This window comes from Kitasatospora sp. NPDC127121 (assembly GCF_042677305.1).
GTDB lineage: Bacteria > Actinomycetota > Actinomycetes > Streptomycetales > Streptomycetaceae > Kitasatospora.
The window spans coordinates 46,519-61,882 of the sequence record NZ_JBHXTQ010000048.1; the positions used below are offsets into that span (position 1 = coordinate 46,519).

Genomic DNA, 15,364 nt, shown 5'->3' on the forward strand with positions numbered 1-15,364 from the left:
CTGGCACCGCGGCTGGTGAGTTCGACGTCCACGGGCCGGTGGCGCCGTGGCCGCCGGTCGTGCGGATCGCCGCCGTCGTCGCCGAACCCCGCACCAGCCGTGGTCGGTGCGGGGTTCGGTTACGTCCGGGAGGGCGGGCCGGTGACGACGTGCCGGCCGCGCGTTCTGTCCCGGGCGGGCGACAACTGACGCCCCGCGAGCCCGGCCAGGTACCGACCCGCACCGTGCGCATGCGCAGTCGGCCGGGTGCGCGGCGGGGGTGCCCGCGTTGTCCGGGTAGCCGGTCACGCTCCTCGATCTTCATCAGAAGGGTGAAGCGCTGGGATTCTTCGGCGAGCGGATCGCGCCCTTCAATAGGTCCATGACCCGTTCGTGAGTGTCGCCAACTCGGTCTGCTACCTGTACACATATGGAAACGTCGTCGATCTCTACCATGGCTTTCTCTGTAAACCAGCCGATAAACATCAGGCCTTGTGCCGGAATCGGCCGACCGGGAGAGATTAATTGAAGTGAGAAGTCCTCACCGTCCTTCAGGCCCCGTGCTGTTAGCATGGTCACCACATCGTGGCATGTTCCCCAACGGGCGGAATCCATGGCGCCGTCAGCTTTCGCCGTAGCGGAGAACTTAACCCAGTAGTCGATCCTTGTCAGCACGGCCACGTCTTGAGCACCGTTCATGGCCTGGCATGCCCATACGAGCTGCTGATCTGGAGCCATGCCAGCCGCAACGCGGCCAAACCAACCCAGTGCGGGCCTGACCGTCCGTGCGTACTGAGCGCGCGCAAGTACGGCCCCTACCGAAGCAAGGACCGCTGTGACAGCGGACTGAGTATCCAACAGCTCGAGCTTCCATATCCCAGCAGGGTGCTTTAAATTATTCCTTATCAGCGTGTAGAAAAGCAGTAGAAAACTGATAGCTACGAACGCAATCGGAAGCCTCGCGAACCACGGACTCCGTTTGACCACCCGCTGTGTTTCCACTGGTCCCCCCGGGTCTATTGGACGCCTCGCGCGGTCGGCTGCACAACACATGCCGGCGGTCAGGCCCTGTCATGCCGTTGTACGCCACACTCCCACCGTTGTCCCTGCAGATGCCGAAACTCGTTGCTCTGTACGAGGCGCTGGGCCGGCCATAGAAGTGCTCATCCGGCCCAGTTCCGCCACCGCACCCCATCGGGGATGGGGAATAGCTTGGCCATCGGGGCCGGTCACGGGGATGAGAGCTGGTTCTCACTGGGCCAGCAGACCTGTCTGTCGGTCCGGTGGTGAGCAGTGTTGGTGGGCCGGGCGCTTGCTGGCCGAGTGGGACGCTCCGCTGCCGGCCGCCCGTCAGCTGCACAGCTGCCGGCGCCAACCTCGCCGCAGCGCGGACCACACGGCACCTGCGACAGGAATTCCCGACAGGAGGATTCTGCACACCTGCCACCCCCTCCAGAAGCCCGAATCGGAGGACCCGAATTCAAGGCCATTTATGCGCGGCTTCCTGTAGCCCATCAGCCACGGTGATGGAATTAGGGCTTGATCGTCGGGAGGACGGCCGCCCTGTCCCTGGCCCTGGCCGTGACGCCGGGGCAGTGGGCGACTCGGCTGCCGTTTGCGCCTCTCGATGGCTCGCACGGACCGTGAACCATGTCCCACGCGAGCCATCGAGGGCGGGGCCGGCCGCCCCCTCCGGCTCCGGGTGGCGGCTGCGGCGGTTGCTGAGCTGCCGTCCGGCCCGTCGTGCCACGTCTTCGCTTCGGGGCCGGCCAGTGGGCATGTGCTGCGTGCCCCCTGAGCTTGCCGTTTTACCTCTGGCATCGGCCGTTGAGCTGCCGATGGGCAGGCAGGTGCCCGTTGGGGGTCCGCGCCTCCGAACTCGTTGTCAGCCGGACTGCGCCTCCTGCTCGGCGGCTTCGGCCCTTGAGAGTCGCCACCGCATGGTCTCCGCCTCACTGAGGGCTGTCTCCTGAAGCTCCGGCGTCAGGCCGGAGTGATCCGCAGCAGCCTCGGAGGCTTCGGTCCAGGCGCGCAGGACTTCGACGGGACGCTGATGCCCGCAGTCGAGCTCGTTGCCCGAGTGGTCCTAGACGGTGGCCTCGTAGCCGATGTTCACCCACACGCTGGCGCCCTGGTCATGGAAGACGACCTCGAACGGTGCCTCGTCGGAGTCCGTGTCCTTGGGGGTGTCCGTGACGATCGTGAACTTCTCCTTGGGCTTCATCCAGTAGTCCTCGCCCCACGGCTCGACCCAGATCCCGAAGGTCTTCTCGGTCAGCGGTCTGCGGCTTCCGGGCTTCGCAGCCTGGGCTTCGTCCAGCCCAGCGTCTGCTTGAACAGGCGGAGTGTGTGCTCGATGTCGAAGCGGCGGAGGAAGGACTGTCAGCAGCGGTCGCGGTCCTCCCCGGTGGCGCCGACTCCGGTGTTCCGCCGGCGGATGAGTCTCTGGGGCTGGCGTTCGCGATGCTCGCGCAGGCCGCCAGCCGGTTCCGGCGGATCGTCAAGCTGCCGCCGGAGAGCACCGACGACGGCGACGACGAAGAGCGACAAGTGCTGGGGCCGTCCCAGCCTGTTCGCCCAGGCGGCGACGTCGCAGCCGGATCTGGGACAGGGGTGGTACAGCCGGATCACCCCGGGCAGCAGAGGCATGGCTCAGTGCTTGACGCTACCGGGACCTTGCGTTCCCGAGTTCGGCTGCAAGCACCGCCATCTCGTGCAGACGCTCGTAGTACTCGGCTCCGCCGCCCTCGTCACCAAGAGACGGCAGGACCTTCTCAAGGGCCGCGAGGCACGCGAGCAAGGTCCCGCGACGGTTCTCATCGAGGTGCCCTGACAGGACCGAGGAAACACCGCCGGCGGTGAACGCGTCCAGCAGTACCAGGTCTTCGCCGTCGATGTCTCGACCGCGAAGATGCGGAGGAAACGCCCGTTGGACGTGCTCCTCCCACAGCCGCGAGAGCAGCTCCACTGCCGGTTCATCCATGTTCAAGATCATGCCCCACGGACGAGGAAGCCCCGTGACGAGGGCCTCCGCAGGTCACGGTGATGGCCCGCCCCCTGAACCGAGGGAACGGGCCACCGTACGGACCGGGAGCGCTACGCCGCGGTGCGGCCGGCGTCCACGGCTTGGTCGAGGTGGTGGGCGAGCTCGGGCAGCTGTTGGGCTGGGTTGCCGGTGGTGATGGTGCGGGGCATCGCGAGGGCGATCGCGCCCACCGCCGCCAGGGCGAGGCCCTCGCCGGTGCTCAGCCCGGTCTCGCCGGCCAGCACCAGCCCGCTGAGCACGAAGGCGGTGTCGGCGGGCACGCCGCCGTGGTCGTCGTCCTCGGGGTCCAGGTCCCGGCCGCAGGCGAGTACGGCGGCCGCGTACTCACCCAGGTCCCGGCTGCCGGTACGGGCGGCCAACTCCGACACCCACACCACCGCCCTGCTCGCCGAAGCCGCCGCGATCCCTACCGCGGCCGCCAACCGCGCCCGCTGCTGCGCCGCAGCCCGATCCGCCTCGTCCTCCCCCGCCGCGTCCTGCTGCGCCCGGGCGGCGAGGTCGGCCGCTCGGGCGGCCCGCTCGGCGGCGAACACCGCCAGCCGCGCGTCGCCGCCGTCGTGTTCGTCGTCGCGTGCCGGCAGCACAGTCACATTCGTCATGACCGGTGAACTCACCAGCGCCACCAAGGTCACGCCCGGCCGGTGAGTTTCGGCTCGGCGACCGGTGAGTTTCGCCCCGCCCAAACTCCCCAACGCAGGTCAGGGCCCGTGCGATCCCCGTTGCACCCTGCGAACGGCCGTCCTGCAGAACGGCCGGCCGGTCGCAGCACTGCGCCATGGCGGCGCTGCACCGACTGCCACCCGTGCTACCCGAGCAGCGCCGTGCAGCGCTGCATGCTGTCCGGTGCCGGTGAAGCAGGCGGAGTCCGGAGCAAGGTGGCGGACCGCGCCGAGTTCATCCGGCGAGGTTGGCGAAGGTGGCGCGCGGTTCTCCACGGCGGACTGACCGCGTCAACGGTGCCTCGCCGGACGCCCGGCTTCGGAATCAGCCATTGGGTCATGGCCCGTCCGCGACTCTTCTCTCCAGCGGTAGGCGCGTGCTTTGCTGAGATGCTTCAACGCCTTTGCAGCGCAAGGAACTTCCACCCGGCATGGATGTCCTGCTCATCGTGAACAGTGTGGAGGACGGGCTGTCCGTACCACTTCACTGTTGCGGGGACAGGCGGCGACACCATGTCTGATCACTACAGGGGGTACGTTGAACATCGCCAAAAGGACACTGGGTCGCATGGCCCGCATAGTGGCTGCGGCCGTCACGCTGCCGGCCCTCGCGTTCGCCGGAGCCGGCACCGCAACGGCCAGTACGACCTCAACGCAGATCAGCGGCCAGCACCCACGGGTCAATGCGCCCAACGGCACCCTGGTCCTGCGCAGCGCGGCTACGGGCCTGTGCATCGATGACAGCAACTACGGCCTGCGGCACTTCGGATGCCAGGACCAGAGCGGCCAGTACGCCGTTTTCCAGCAGTTCACCGTAGTGTCCAACAACGGTCAGACCTGGTCCCTGCGCAGCGCGGCTACGGGCTTGTGTATCGATGACAGCAACTACGGCCTGCGGCACTTCGGATGCCAGGACCCGAATGGCCAGTACGCCAATTTCCAGCAGTTCTACCTGTATGCACAGCCCAACGGCTCCGTGGTCCTGCGGAACGTGGCTACGGGCTTGTGCATCGATGACAGCAACTACGGCCTGCGGCACTTCGGATGCCAGGACCAGAGCGGCCAGTACGCCAGTTTCCAGCAGTTCTTCCTGAGCTAGCCGCTATGCCCAGCTGACTTGCAGGTGCGCTCCCGCGACCGTCTGCGAGGAGGCTGGGCACTGCCGGTGGGGGCTGTCCGTTCTTCGTGAAGGCGGTGAAGGCTGCCTGTCGTGATCACGGCGGAACTTGGGAGATCTTCTGCCGGGTTGGCACGGTGACCTGCTGTTCGCCACGTTGCTTGAGACCCCGTCGACCGGTTCGCCCTGTCGAGCGCATCGTTCGCCGCCTTCACCGAGACCGGACAGCATGCCGTTCCCCTTGTCCCGGCAGTCGGCCGGCAGGTTTCGCCCCGCTGCCGGAGACGGGGCGAAACCTGGGCAAGCGGCTCACCTCGGCGGCCACGATCCCGGAACGGACAGCGCCCCGCCGACCGCCGCCACCGACCAGCTGGCCGACGACGCGGGCCAGGCCCCGCAGTGCGCCCGCCCCGGCTGCTCCAACCCGGCACCAAAGAGCCCCACCGGGCGCCCGAAGCAGTACTGCCCCCGCTCATGCCGCAGCAAGGCCGACCGCGCCAATGCCAAGGCCCGCGAAGCAGCAGCAGACGATGCCGCTGCACCCGGCCCCGCCGCCGCACCGCGCAGCGCTGCACCCTCCAACCCTGCCGCTGCACCGCGCAGCGCTGCACCCGCTACCCCCGCTGCACCCGCGGCCGTCATCCAGGCCGACGACGACCTCGCCCGCCGGGGAGAAGATGGCCGCTACCTCCTCGGCATCGCCGACACGCTGCGCCGCAAGCTCGCCGCCTTCCTGGGGGAGACCGCCACCGGCGACCCGGTCGCAGCCTTCGAGGAACTGGCGCTGCGGCTGCCCGGCTACAGCCACCGCGCCTACTCGATCGGCCAGAAGATCCGCGACAAGGCACGCCGGCCCGACCTCACCGAGGACGAGCGCCGCCACTGCAGGATGCTGGAGCGGATCGACCTGTGGAAATCCCCGCCTTCGACCTGAACGCCCCCATCCCTGGCCTCGACGACGGCCAGGAGCCGGCCCCATTCGCCTCGCGAGGCGAAACCGAAGCCGCCGACCAGCACCAGGACCACGGGCAGCCCGCCCCCGAGCCGGTCGGGACCGCCTCACCGGCCGCACTGCCGCGCCAGCACGGCGCCGACCTGCTGCGCCCGCCTCCGGAGCCGTACCTGCGCGGCCTGGGCCGGTACGACCTGATCCGCAACGCCACCGCGCTGCTTGGCCCCGGCTGGGACCTGATCGGTTGGAGCCGGGCTTCCGGCCTCTTTTACGTCCGCCAGGACGGCCGGGCTCCCGGCCGTCCTGGCTCACGCCGCTCACCCGGATCCGGGTATTCGCCACTGCGTCGCCCTGGCGCTCCCCGCCCGCCTGGGAAGGCAGAGCAGCGGTGAAAGGGGTGGCCTGCGCTCGGGCCGCCCCTGGGCGCATATGGGCAGGCGTCGGCTGAGCCGCGCGTCGACGTCAGCCCGCCCCCTGGGGTGGTCTGATGTTCGATCATCTGGAGATCAGGGTTGTTGTCGGCGGGACCTCGGTTCGCTGCCCAGTTGCGGCTCTGGGTCAACGGCGAGGACGTGGTCGAAGAGGCGGTGCGCGAAGGCGGCCGCGGACCGTACGCGGTTGATGTGCTGCTGGCCGGCAGCCCCGGTCTTGTCCGGGCGACCGGCGAGGTGCGCCGTGTGGAGCTGGGGGAACCGGAGTGCAGCGGTGGCTGCTGCGGCTTCCTGACCGTGGTCGTGCAGCGCTCCGGGGAGATCGTGCAGTGGTCGGACTGGGAGGTTCCGTGGGAGGCGAACACCCCTGTGCCCTACCCTCCGCCGGAGCTCCACTTCGACGCGAGGCAGTACGACGTCGAAGTGGCTCGTGCTGAGGCGGACCGCTGGTGGCGGGTACATCCATAGCCCAGTACGGCGCGCTCCCGCCCAGCTGCTGGCCCACACCGGCCCCGCGCCCTTGGTCGACGGGGAACGCCCAGCAGGCCCAGGTGCTCTTGGGGCTCGTGAACATTCCGGCGAGGTTGTCACCGCCTACCGCCTACCGCCTCCGGAACCGACGTCGAAATGCTGCCCGTTCTCGTGAACAGAGCCGGTTGAGGAGGAGGCCTGCGAGCGGATGGTCCACTGGTGGCGCCGGGCCTACCCCGGGCACGCCCGCGAGGGCTACCCGCCAGTGGCGCTGGTCCTCACCGGCGCCGGCGAGTCCGGGTTCGTCCTCCAGATCTCCTTCCAGGACAACACCAGTCTCTTCCAGGGGCGTCTGGGGTGTTGGGCACCCCCTCCTGCCGGCGGGCCGTCCGGGCCCGCCGGCGTCCCGTGTGGGTGCCGGGTCCGGTTCGCCGACGGCGGCGGGACCGCGGTGGCTCGGGGATCACCGATGACCCCACCGTCTCCTCGGCGGCCCGCGCTCGGTGTCTGACGCGTCGTCGGTCGGGGACGCTCCGCCGTGCCCGCTCGCCGTCGTCCCGGGGCGTGGTTGCTCAGGCCCGCCGTCACCGTCCGGGTTCGGAGCCCGTGTGAGGGCCAGTGCGTGCCGGTGGAGTGCCGGGTGTGCGGGTTGATCGCGTCATGGTCACCCCCGTTCCCGGGTTGCCGGTAGCAGTGGGTATCAGGCCTCGTCAGCGCCGCCTGGCAGGAAATTCTTCGGCGTACTCCCGTACGGACAACCCTTCAAAGCCGTTCGCGACAGGAAGATTTCCCGTTCCGCGCGCCGATGCCGCTACCCCAGGGGTGCCTGTGGCGCGTGGCCTGCCCGGCTGCGCCCGCATCGCGTGCGGGGCGGCGATCGCCTCTCCCGCGGCTTTGCCCAGCCCTCCTCCGAATCGCCCGGCCCCCTCCGACTTCACCGGTTCCGCTGGGTGTTGCTCCCTCGTTCGACCAGCGTCGGTGGCTTATGAGGCAGGCGGTCCGTGGGGGACCAGGGGGTGTGACCTGCGGGTTTTCGGTGGTGCGGGCCGGGGTGGCCGGTGGCCCGGTGCCCGTCCGTGTTCTCCTCTTGTCATATCTCGATCCGTCGTTTCCACCAGGGAAGGCCATGTGGTGCGAACGGGTCGTTGACTGTCCGGGCGAGGATGCGTTCGTCGAGAGGCCCGAGTTCTCTGCGCAGTTCTCGGCGGGCCCGGGTCCGCAGGGCCCGGACGGCCCGTTCCAGCAGGGTTCTGACGTGGTAGTACCCGCTCCGCAGGTCCGTATCGTCGTATCCGTACCACGGCGCCAGGTCGCGACGCGGGCGCCGACCGGTTCGGGCCCAGCTCCCGAATGCGTGAGCGACAGTGCCAGAGTGTAGTCCGTAGGCCTGCTCGAACCGGGCGATCTGGCGATTGGCGCCGGCCGAAAGCCCTCGGATGACAGGAGGCCTGCGGACGACTGCGGGTCGGTCGCGGGGGAAGCGCTGCGGCAGGTGGGACCTTATCTCGCCCGGTGACCTGCGAGGCATGAAGACTTTTTCCGGAGATCCAGTTCGTGAGACGGCGCCTGGCGACCCTAACGGCATGCCGGCCGCGGGCTCAAGAGCGTGGTGATGTTCCATCCCTGCGGTGCCCCGGCGTGGCCGGCGTCGGTCGTCCTGTTCTGCTGCGCCTCGGGGGGTGACGGCGTCCCGGCTGCTGCTTTCTTCGGCGCCGCCGTCGCCCGTGGCCTGTTGTCGGGGTTCTCCTGTCGGCCGTCGTCGCCGCCGTGCCGCCCTGCCGCCGCCGCGCCGTCGTCCTGTTGTGGCCGGCTGGCGGTCCGTCGGCGGGTTGCCGGGTTGTTGGTGTGGTCAGGGGCTTGGGGAAGCGGGGCCCCGTCGGGGTGGGAGGCTGGGGCGGCCTTGGGGTGCGGTGTCGGTGAGGTGGCGGTGGGCGGTGTGGAGGTGTTCGGCGGCCTGGCGAAGGTGGTGGCAGGCCATGGAGGGAGAGGCCGCGTTGCAGGGGCGGAGCCAGCGTTCGGCGGCGTGGACGCGGGCGAGTGCGGCGGTCAGGGCGTGGTGGGCCGGCCGCATCGAGGGGATGTCGGCGACTTCGTGCACGGTCCGGGCGAGGAGGACGGCGAGGTCTTCGGTGTCGGGCCATGCTCCGTCGGTGAAGTCGTGGCCCCACAAGGAGAGTCGGGCGGCGCATATCCCGACCCAGGCCTCCAGCCGGTCCTCCCAGGAGGGGGGCCTGGCGGGCGGGGACGGGGGCGGGTTCGGGATGATCGGCACCCGAACATGATCCGCCCACGGGCCACGGTCGCGTGGCCGTTTCACGGAAACCTGTTGACGACCTGTTGCACAACCCCGCCCGGCGGCTGCCCGCCCGGGCCGTGGGACGGTCGGGGACTGTTTCCCGGCGGCCGCCCGCCCGGGCCGCAGAACGGTCGGCGTCAGGTGTTCTGTCCCGTGAGGTCGTGGATGCGGCTTACGGGTGGCGCAGTGCCTCTGCGCAGGTGCACCCGTCCTGAATCCGTACGGGGTTCTCCGGCACTCGCCGTGAACTGCCAGGACACACAAGGGCATCCGGGGAGCCGCTGCGTAGGATCTCCTGTCGGCTCGACCGCCCCTGCGGACGCGCCGCGCCGCGCCGCGGGATCGGCGAGGAACGGCCCGGCGACAAGGCCTGGACCAGGCTGTGACGGAGACGTTGGATGGAGACGCTGTGACTTCCGGGAGTCCGCAACAACACCGCCTGACGCAGGTACCCGAGTCCCTTCGGGCCTTCGGCCGCTGGCAACACGAGGGCGAGGCGGGCCGCCGGTGGCTGATGGCGCTGCCGGACACCGTCGCCCAATGGTGCGAGCGCTGGGACCTGACGGCCGACGGGCCGCCCATGCACGGCTATAACAGCCTCGTCGTGCCGGTCCGCCGGGGCGGCGAGCCGCTGGCCCTGAAAGTCACGTGGCCCGACCAGCAGATGCAGGAACAGGTACTCGCCCTGCGCCTGTGGAACGGCCACGGCGCGGTCCGCCTGCTCGACACCGACACCACGGCGGGCGTCATGCTGCTGCAACGCCTGGACCACACCCGCCCGCTCCGGGACGTACCACTGACACAGGCGGTCCCCGTGATCGGGATACTGCTACGGCGGCTGGCCGTCGAGCCACCCCACGGCCTGCGTACGACCGCAGACATCGCCGCGGGCCACCGGCGGGAACTCGCCGGCCAGTGGGAGGACCTGGGCCGCCCGATGCCCCGACGCGCACTCGACCGCGCACTGGACCTGGCCGAGGAACTGTCCCACGACGACTACACCGTCCTGGTCAACAACGACCTCCACTACGACCAGGTCCTGCGCACCCCCGACGGGCACTGGTCCGTCGTCGACCCGCTGATCGTGCGCGGCGTCCTCGAATACCAGGTCGCACCCCTGCTGTGGAGCCGGTTCGACGAACTCGGCCCCTCCCGCGTCCAGTGGTGCATCGACGCCCTGGCCGACGCCGCGGACCTCGACCCCGACCGCGCCCGCAAATGGGCACTGCTGCGAGCCGCCGAGTACTGGATGTGGGGCCTGCGCGCCGGCTTCACCGAGGACCCGGCGCGCTGCGCCCAGATCGTGGAGGCACTCATCTGACCCCCGTCCCGTCCCGCCGCGTCCCGCCGCGCCGCGCGGAACGGTAACGGTAACGGTCAGCGTCAGTCGAGACCGGGCGCCGTGAACCGGCAAGCCTGGCGGACGGGCCCGCGGGAGCCCGGGTGCGGTGGTTTGCGCAGGCGGATCGGGGTGAGAAGAGGACCGGTGGGTGGCCGCCCGCGCCCCACTTCGCCCGTGCCCCGGCCCGTCCTGACTGCTGCGAGGCGGTGGCGAGCCGGTGGACTGGTATGGCGGCTGGCACGCCGGGCCCTTCGGCTGCCCGGACGCACTGATTCGGTTCGGTGCCGGATTCCAGGAGTGCGGGTTGATCGTCCATGACGGTGGCGCATCGGGCATCGCGGTCGGCTTCTGCCCTTGGTGCGGGCAGGGCCTTCCCGAGTCGCAGCGGGATCGCCGGTTAGGCGAACTGGAGCGTCGCGGGATCGACCTGCGGGAGGAGGAGGCTCCTGCCGGGTTCCAGCACGGAGGCTGGCCCGCTTCGCTTCGCTACGCCAGGCTGGACGACAGCCGTTGATCCACTTCTGAAACAGGCCTGGCTGTTGCCGGCGAGCAGGTTCGTGACGCCTTGCTCCGGCCGCAACGGGGTTCGTCGGCGACGGCGAACATCCCGACCGCGAACATGCCGACCGCGACAGGGCCGCCTTCGCTCGACGAGTCCGCCTTCGCGCGGGAGCCGCGTACGTCGTCGCCGCAGGCCCGTTCGACCGTCCTAGCCGTGTTCGGGTTCGTCGTGGATGGTCAGTGCGCCGGCGAGGTCGAGGTCGGCGACGGTGCCGTGTGCCCCGGCGCGGACGAGCAGCACTGCGCCGAGCGCGGTGCTCCAGAACGTCCTGGCCTCCACGTCGAGCGGTCGGCGGACCTTCCAGCCGCGACGGTCGATGAGTTGGCTCACGAAGCGCTCGGACTGCCGGAACAGCAGCTGGAGGTGCCGGTCGACGACGGGGGCGAGTTCGGGTTTGGAGATCCCGGCGGCGAGTGCCCGTGCGACCGGTGGGAGCGAGGGCATGGCCAGTACGGCGCGGGCGATGTTGCGCCGAAATGTCGCCGCATCGGGGGCCTGGCGGCCGATGCGCTCGATCCGTCGGGCGTCGTGCAGCAGGCCGAGAAAGGCGGCGTGCACGAGCAGCGAGTCCTTGGAGCCGAAGTGGTAGGTGACCTGGTTGGGGAAGGCGCCTGCCGCGTTCGCGATCTCCGCGACGCTCACCTCGGCGCCGGGCCGCTCCTTGCAGAGCCGTGCAGTCGCCTCGATCAGCTGGCGTCTGGTCGCGCGACCGCGGTCACGCGATCGGGCCGGTGTTGGTCGGGCTTCGGTTCGCTTCTTCTCCACACCCGAATTGTATGTGATACAACTAGGCTCGTTCGCTTGTATCGCATACAAGAAAGGTTGAGTGGCATGCACAGGACCGAAGTCGTGGTCACCGGACTCGGCGCGATCACACCACTGGGCGCAGACGTGGAGTCCACCTGGAGAGCCCTGCTCGCGGGCCGGTCGGGCATCCGCGGCGGCGCCCTGCGCGGCCACGAGGACGCCGGCCTTCCCGACACCGCCGCAGGCACGATGGCGATCGACCCCGCTCAGTCGCTGCCGCCGGCGCAGGCCAGGCGGCTCGACCGCTCACAGCAGGCGGCCTTCACCGCAGCGGCGGAAGCCTGGGCCGACGCCGGCGCCCCGCAGGTGGACCCGCACCGGCTCGCGTCAGCGATCGGCACGGGCATCGGGGGCGTACGGACGCTGCTGAAGGAAGACGACGTACTGGAGACGGCCGGGACGCGGCGCGTCTCGCCACGCACGGTACCGATGCTCATGCCCAATGCGGCAGCGGCGCTGATCAGCATCGAATACGGCGCACGGGCCGGGGCCTACACGCCTGTCTCGGCATGCTCCTCCGGCGCCGAGGCGATCGCCCTGGGGGCCAGGCTCATCCGTGCCGGCGAGGCGGACGTGGTCATCGCGGGCGGGACCGAGGCCGCGATCACCCCGATCACCGTCGCCGGCTTCGCCCAGGCACAAGCACTGTCGCGGTACACCGTCGAACCCGCCTCAGCGTCCCGCCCCTTCGCCGCGGACCGCAGCGGATTCGTCCTCAGCGAAGGCGCCGCCGTCCTGGTACTCGAAAGCGCCGAGCATGCTGGCCGCCGGCGCGCACACGTCCACGCCGTACTCGCGGGAGCCGGCATCGCCGCCGACGCCCACCACATCACGGCGCCCGCCCCCGACGGCTCCGGCCAGGTCGCCGCCATGCGCAAGGCCCTCGCCCAAGCCGGTTTGACTCCAGAGCAGATCAGCCACATCAACGCCCACGCCACCGGAACCCCGGCCGGCGACACCGCCGAGGCACGCGCGATCAGACAGGTCTTCGGCCGCGCCACCGTCACAGCCCCCAAAGCGGCACTCGGCCACCTCTTCGGCGCGGCCGGCGCAATAGAGGCGCTCATCGCCGTCCTCAGCGTGGAACACGGCGTCATCCCGCCGACCCGCAACCTCACCGCAGCCGGCATCGCACCCGACATCGATCTCGATATCGCCACAGCACGACGAGACGCCCCCCAGAAGGCCGTACTCAGCAACTCATTCGGCTTCGGTGGACAGAACGTCTCACTCATCGTCACCCGCGCACAACACCACACCTCCCGCATCGCCCCGACGACACCGTGACCCACGTAAAACGCACCACTGTCCCCAGAAGGCCGCCACCGATGGATCGAACATGGCAAGACCCGTCCGATCACGCACGTCACCGCAGAAGTGGGGACTTTCCGAGCAACGGCGCCGAGGCGGGCGAACCGGCACCCGCCGCACAGCGAACTCGGGTTGACCGATCGAAGTTCGACGCCACGCCCTCAGCCGGGCACGACACCGGCCGACGCGGTCACACACGTTGAGGAGATGCGCCGCGCCCACAAGTGGCCGGCCACCCGCAACGCCCACGAGCCCGCCGCCGACGGACACCGTGACCGTCGGGCCGCCCGCGCCAGGGCCCGTTGCGCCCGTTCGTCGTCGAGGCCGGCCAGGAGGGTGCGGGCTTTCGGCACGCAGGGGCGGGCAGGTCCCTGTCGAAGCGGCGCTGGAGGTATCCGGCCTGGCGGCAGGTCGCGCGGCCGGAGGGCCGGTCGCCGCCGTGGCCCGGCGCCGCCGGCCTGCCATCCACCACTGCCCCGGCCTGCTCGGCCGGGCGCCGCGTGGCCGACGTGCCGGGGCGGGTCCGACCAGCCGGTGGTCGTGGTGGTCGCGGGCGCCTGCCCGGCGCGCCGGGGAACTCGGTGTCGGCGGGGTGCCGGGGGTGCTGATCGGGGTGCTACGGGTAGACCGCGGCGAGCAGGCCGCGGACGAAGCGGTCCAGGTTGTCGAGGCCGGCGGCGGCCAGGGTGTCGGGGCCGGCGCCGAGCAGGTGTGGGATGGCGCCGTGCAGGGCGAGGGTGACGGCGGCGGATCGTTGCGGGGTGACGGGCAGGCCGGCCGCGCGCTGGGCGTGTTCGAAGGCGGTGAAGTCGGCGGCGGAGATCGGGTCCAGGATCGCTGACAGCCAGGTGCGGCGGGTGGCCTCGGTCTGGAGTTCGAGGTAGGCGAGCATTCTGGGGCGGCCCGGTCCGGCGACGTTCTCCAGCAGGCCTGCGAGCATGGCCACCAGGCCCTCGCGGTCGCTGGGCCCTGGGCCGGAGGCCGCGATGTGTTCGGCGACCATGCGGTACTGCTCGGCGCACCGTTCGGCGACCGCGCCCAGCAGGGCGTCCCGCGTGGGGAAGTAGTTCTTGGTGGTGCCCGACGGCACCCCGGCGGCCGTGTCGACGGCCCGGTGTGTCAGCCCGCGCCCGCCCGCCTCGGCCAGCACATCGATGGCTGTATCACGCAGCAGGTCCCGTCGATCATGATTCACCGTCAATTTTCCTTTCCTGGCCGCGACTTGACTATATCACCACGGACGGGGTACCACATCTGTGGTGGACTTCCCGGAGGGAAGCCGCACGGCGGATCAAGGTCGGCGACGACCGCAGAAAAACGCCCGCCGCGACGTGAGACGCAAGGAGTAAGGGGAAAAAACGATGGCCAAGTTCCGCGGACACTGTGGTGAGTGCGGATTCAAGACCGAATGGACCACCGAGGCCACGACGGAGCAGGACCTGCTCGATCACTACACCAGGCGGCACCCGCACCTCGAGCCGGGCGGCGCCTCGCAGATCGCGCCCGGCAACCCGGACGGGCTGGGGTGCCTCGGCTGGATCGCCATCGTGATCGTCGCATTCTTCGTCCTCGCCATGTGCTCGCGCAACGGCGGCTGAGCATCGGCGCGCTGCGCTCTCCAGACCGGGCGCCCGGATCGTCCGCCTGTCCATCGGGCGGGACGGGGATCGGCCGCTGGCGGACAAGCCGAACCACCTCAACCGACACGTCCGTACGCCTGGAGAGCGCACACTGAAGCGGCCAGCGCCCCGGAACCTCACAGCCGGGGTGCCGGCCTCCGCCATCTCAGGTGCTGCCGGCATCCCGAATTCCGAGCTCCGCGCGTCGTGCGGGACGGCACCGATGCCGAGTGCGAGCGGGCCGCCGCCGAAGTCGCGGCCGCCGAGGAGAAGCGGCACGGCTCATAACCCCGTCTCACCCCGGCGTAGGCCGCTGACCTGCGCTGGGGGGTTTCGCCCGGGGCGTTGGTGCGTTCCGGGCACCGGCCGGTGAGTTTCGGCTGTTGGCGCAGGTCGGCGGCCGGTGAGTACGTCCGTAGATGGGCCGTCCGGGCGGTGGCCAGGTTCAGCTGGAGTTGCTGGCCGAGCGCGGGCCGCTCGGGCCGGTGTGGTGGCGCTACGGCCGCCCCGGCCGGCACTACCTCACCGAGGCGCTCGACAACCCGGACAACCGCGCCGCCTACGACCGGCGCCAGGCCGCCCGGGACGGTGGTGAGCAGTTCGGCGGTGGCCGGGTTCTCCTCGGCGGCCGGTCGCGGGTCTGCCGCCGCGCCGCGCATCCCGGCGGCCCCCTTGCCGACCGGGACCGCTGGCAGCCGCGGGAGGGAGCACCGGCGCCGTCGCCGGGCTCGTTCCCGCCGTCCGGACGCCGGACCGGCGACCGGACGGCGGG

14 protein-coding genes and 1 pseudogene are annotated in these 15,364 nt (G+C 70.5%); 8 read left to right on the forward strand and 7 right to left on the reverse strand.

Annotated features, from left to right (window positions below; all coding sequences use genetic code 11):
* Positions 1-303: 303 nt before the first annotated feature.
* The 4 genes from ACFVHI_RS23130 to ACFVHI_RS23145 form a co-directional block, all read right to left on the reverse strand.
* On the reverse strand, positions 304-660 hold the full coding sequence (locus ACFVHI_RS23130) for a hypothetical protein (protein ID WP_380342219.1): 357 nt from the start codon (positions 658-660) through the stop codon (positions 304-306).
* A gap of 1,405 nt (positions 661-2,065) precedes the next feature.
* The gene (locus ACFVHI_RS23135; protein WP_380342222.1) at positions 2,066-2,203 is read right to left on the reverse strand and encodes a hypothetical protein; all 138 of its coding nucleotides are present in this window, start codon (positions 2,201-2,203) and stop codon (positions 2,066-2,068) included.
* 441 nt (positions 2,204-2,644) lie between these two features.
* The gene (locus ACFVHI_RS23140; protein ID WP_380342225.1) at positions 2,645-2,962 is read right to left on the reverse strand and encodes a hypothetical protein; all 318 of its coding nucleotides are present in this window, start codon (positions 2,960-2,962) and stop codon (positions 2,645-2,647) included.
* 113 nt (positions 2,963-3,075) lie between these two features.
* The gene (locus tag ACFVHI_RS23145) at positions 3,076-3,624 is read right to left on the reverse strand and encodes a hypothetical protein (RefSeq protein ID WP_380342228.1); all 549 of its coding nucleotides are present in this window, start codon (positions 3,622-3,624) and stop codon (positions 3,076-3,078) included.
* A gap of 628 nt (positions 3,625-4,252) precedes the next feature.
* Here ACFVHI_RS23145 and ACFVHI_RS23150 point away from each other — a divergent pair.
* From ACFVHI_RS23150 to ACFVHI_RS23160, 3 genes are all read left to right on the forward strand, one after another.
* On the forward strand, positions 4,253-4,783 hold the full coding sequence (locus tag ACFVHI_RS23150) for an RICIN domain-containing protein (protein WP_380342230.1): 531 nt from the start codon (positions 4,253-4,255) through the stop codon (positions 4,781-4,783).
* Between the two features lie 247 nt (positions 4,784-5,030).
* Positions 5,031-5,735 carry a hypothetical protein gene (locus tag ACFVHI_RS23155; protein ID WP_380342232.1) on the forward strand — a complete coding sequence of 235 codons (705 nt, stop codon included), beginning with the start codon at positions 5,031-5,033 and terminating at the stop codon, positions 5,733-5,735.
* 563 nt (positions 5,736-6,298) lie between these two features.
* Positions 6,299-6,652 (forward strand): hypothetical protein, encoded by a 354-nt coding sequence (locus ACFVHI_RS23160; protein ID WP_380342235.1) that lies wholly within the window; start codon positions 6,299-6,301, stop codon positions 6,650-6,652.
* A 1,852-nt stretch (positions 6,653-8,504) separates the two neighbouring features.
* Here ACFVHI_RS23160 and ACFVHI_RS23165 read toward each other — a convergent pair.
* Positions 8,505-8,927: a hypothetical protein gene (locus ACFVHI_RS23165; protein WP_380342238.1), complete on the reverse strand. Its 423-nt coding sequence runs from the start codon at positions 8,925-8,927 to the stop codon at positions 8,505-8,507.
* A 433-nt stretch (positions 8,928-9,360) separates the two neighbouring features.
* On the opposite strand from ACFVHI_RS23165, the gene ACFVHI_RS23170 reads away from it, so the two are divergent.
* Positions 9,361-10,272: an aminoglycoside phosphotransferase family protein gene (locus tag ACFVHI_RS23170; RefSeq protein WP_380342241.1), complete on the forward strand. Its 912-nt coding sequence runs from the start codon at positions 9,361-9,363 to the stop codon at positions 10,270-10,272.
* A 238-nt stretch (positions 10,273-10,510) separates the two neighbouring features.
* Positions 10,511-10,807, forward strand: a complete 297-nt coding sequence (locus ACFVHI_RS23175) for a DUF6980 family protein (RefSeq protein WP_380342244.1) — start codon at positions 10,511-10,513, stop codon at positions 10,805-10,807.
* 195 nt (positions 10,808-11,002) lie between these two features.
* Here ACFVHI_RS23175 and ACFVHI_RS23180 read toward each other — a convergent pair whose 3' ends face one another.
* A complete protein-coding gene (locus ACFVHI_RS23180) occupies positions 11,003-11,620 on the reverse strand; it encodes a TetR/AcrR family transcriptional regulator C-terminal domain-containing protein (RefSeq protein WP_380342246.1) in 618 nt (205 codons plus the stop codon).
* A gap of 66 nt (positions 11,621-11,686) precedes the next feature.
* Between ACFVHI_RS23180 and ACFVHI_RS23185 the strand changes: the two genes are divergently transcribed.
* Entirely contained in the window at positions 11,687-12,949 is a 1,263-nt protein-coding gene (locus ACFVHI_RS23185; RefSeq protein WP_380342257.1) for a beta-ketoacyl-[acyl-carrier-protein] synthase family protein, read from the forward strand.
* Between the two features lie 640 nt (positions 12,950-13,589).
* Here the strand turns inward: ACFVHI_RS23185 and ACFVHI_RS23190 are convergent.
* Positions 13,590-14,168 (reverse strand): TetR/AcrR family transcriptional regulator, encoded by a 579-nt coding sequence (locus tag ACFVHI_RS23190; RefSeq protein ID WP_380342249.1) that lies wholly within the window; start codon positions 14,166-14,168, stop codon positions 13,590-13,592.
* A gap of 166 nt (positions 14,169-14,334) precedes the next feature.
* On the opposite strand from ACFVHI_RS23190, the gene ACFVHI_RS23195 reads away from it, so the two are divergent.
* The gene (locus tag ACFVHI_RS23195; protein WP_363377386.1) at positions 14,335-14,571 is read left to right on the forward strand and encodes a hypothetical protein; all 237 of its coding nucleotides are present in this window, start codon (positions 14,335-14,337) and stop codon (positions 14,569-14,571) included.
* A 440-nt stretch (positions 14,572-15,011) separates the two neighbouring features.
* A pseudogene (locus ACFVHI_RS23200) lies at positions 15,012-15,364 on the forward strand (hypothetical protein); the annotation flags it as partial.

Coding starts and splice junctions, on each gene's coding strand:
- ACFVHI_RS23135 (WP_380342222.1), bottom strand. CDS start 2,203: ATGAAGCCCAAGGAGAAGTTCACGATCGTCACGGACACCCCCAAGGAC.
- ACFVHI_RS23140 (WP_380342225.1), bottom strand. CDS start 2,962: ATGGATGAACCGGCAGTGGAGCTGCTCTCGCGGCTGTGGGAGGAGCAC.
- ACFVHI_RS23145 (WP_380342228.1), bottom strand. CDS start 3,624: ATGACGAATGTGACTGTGCTGCCGGCACGCGACGACGAACACGACGGC.
- ACFVHI_RS23150 (WP_380342230.1), top strand. CDS start 4,253: ATGGCCCGCATAGTGGCTGCGGCCGTCACGCTGCCGGCCCTCGCGTTC.
- ACFVHI_RS23155 (WP_380342232.1), top strand. CDS start 5,031: ATGCCGTTCCCCTTGTCCCGGCAGTCGGCCGGCAGGTTTCGCCCCGCT.
- ACFVHI_RS23185 (WP_380342257.1), top strand. CDS start 11,687: ATGCACAGGACCGAAGTCGTGGTCACCGGACTCGGCGCGATCACACCA.
- ACFVHI_RS23195 (WP_363377386.1), top strand. CDS start 14,335: ATGGCCAAGTTCCGCGGACACTGTGGTGAGTGCGGATTCAAGACCGAA.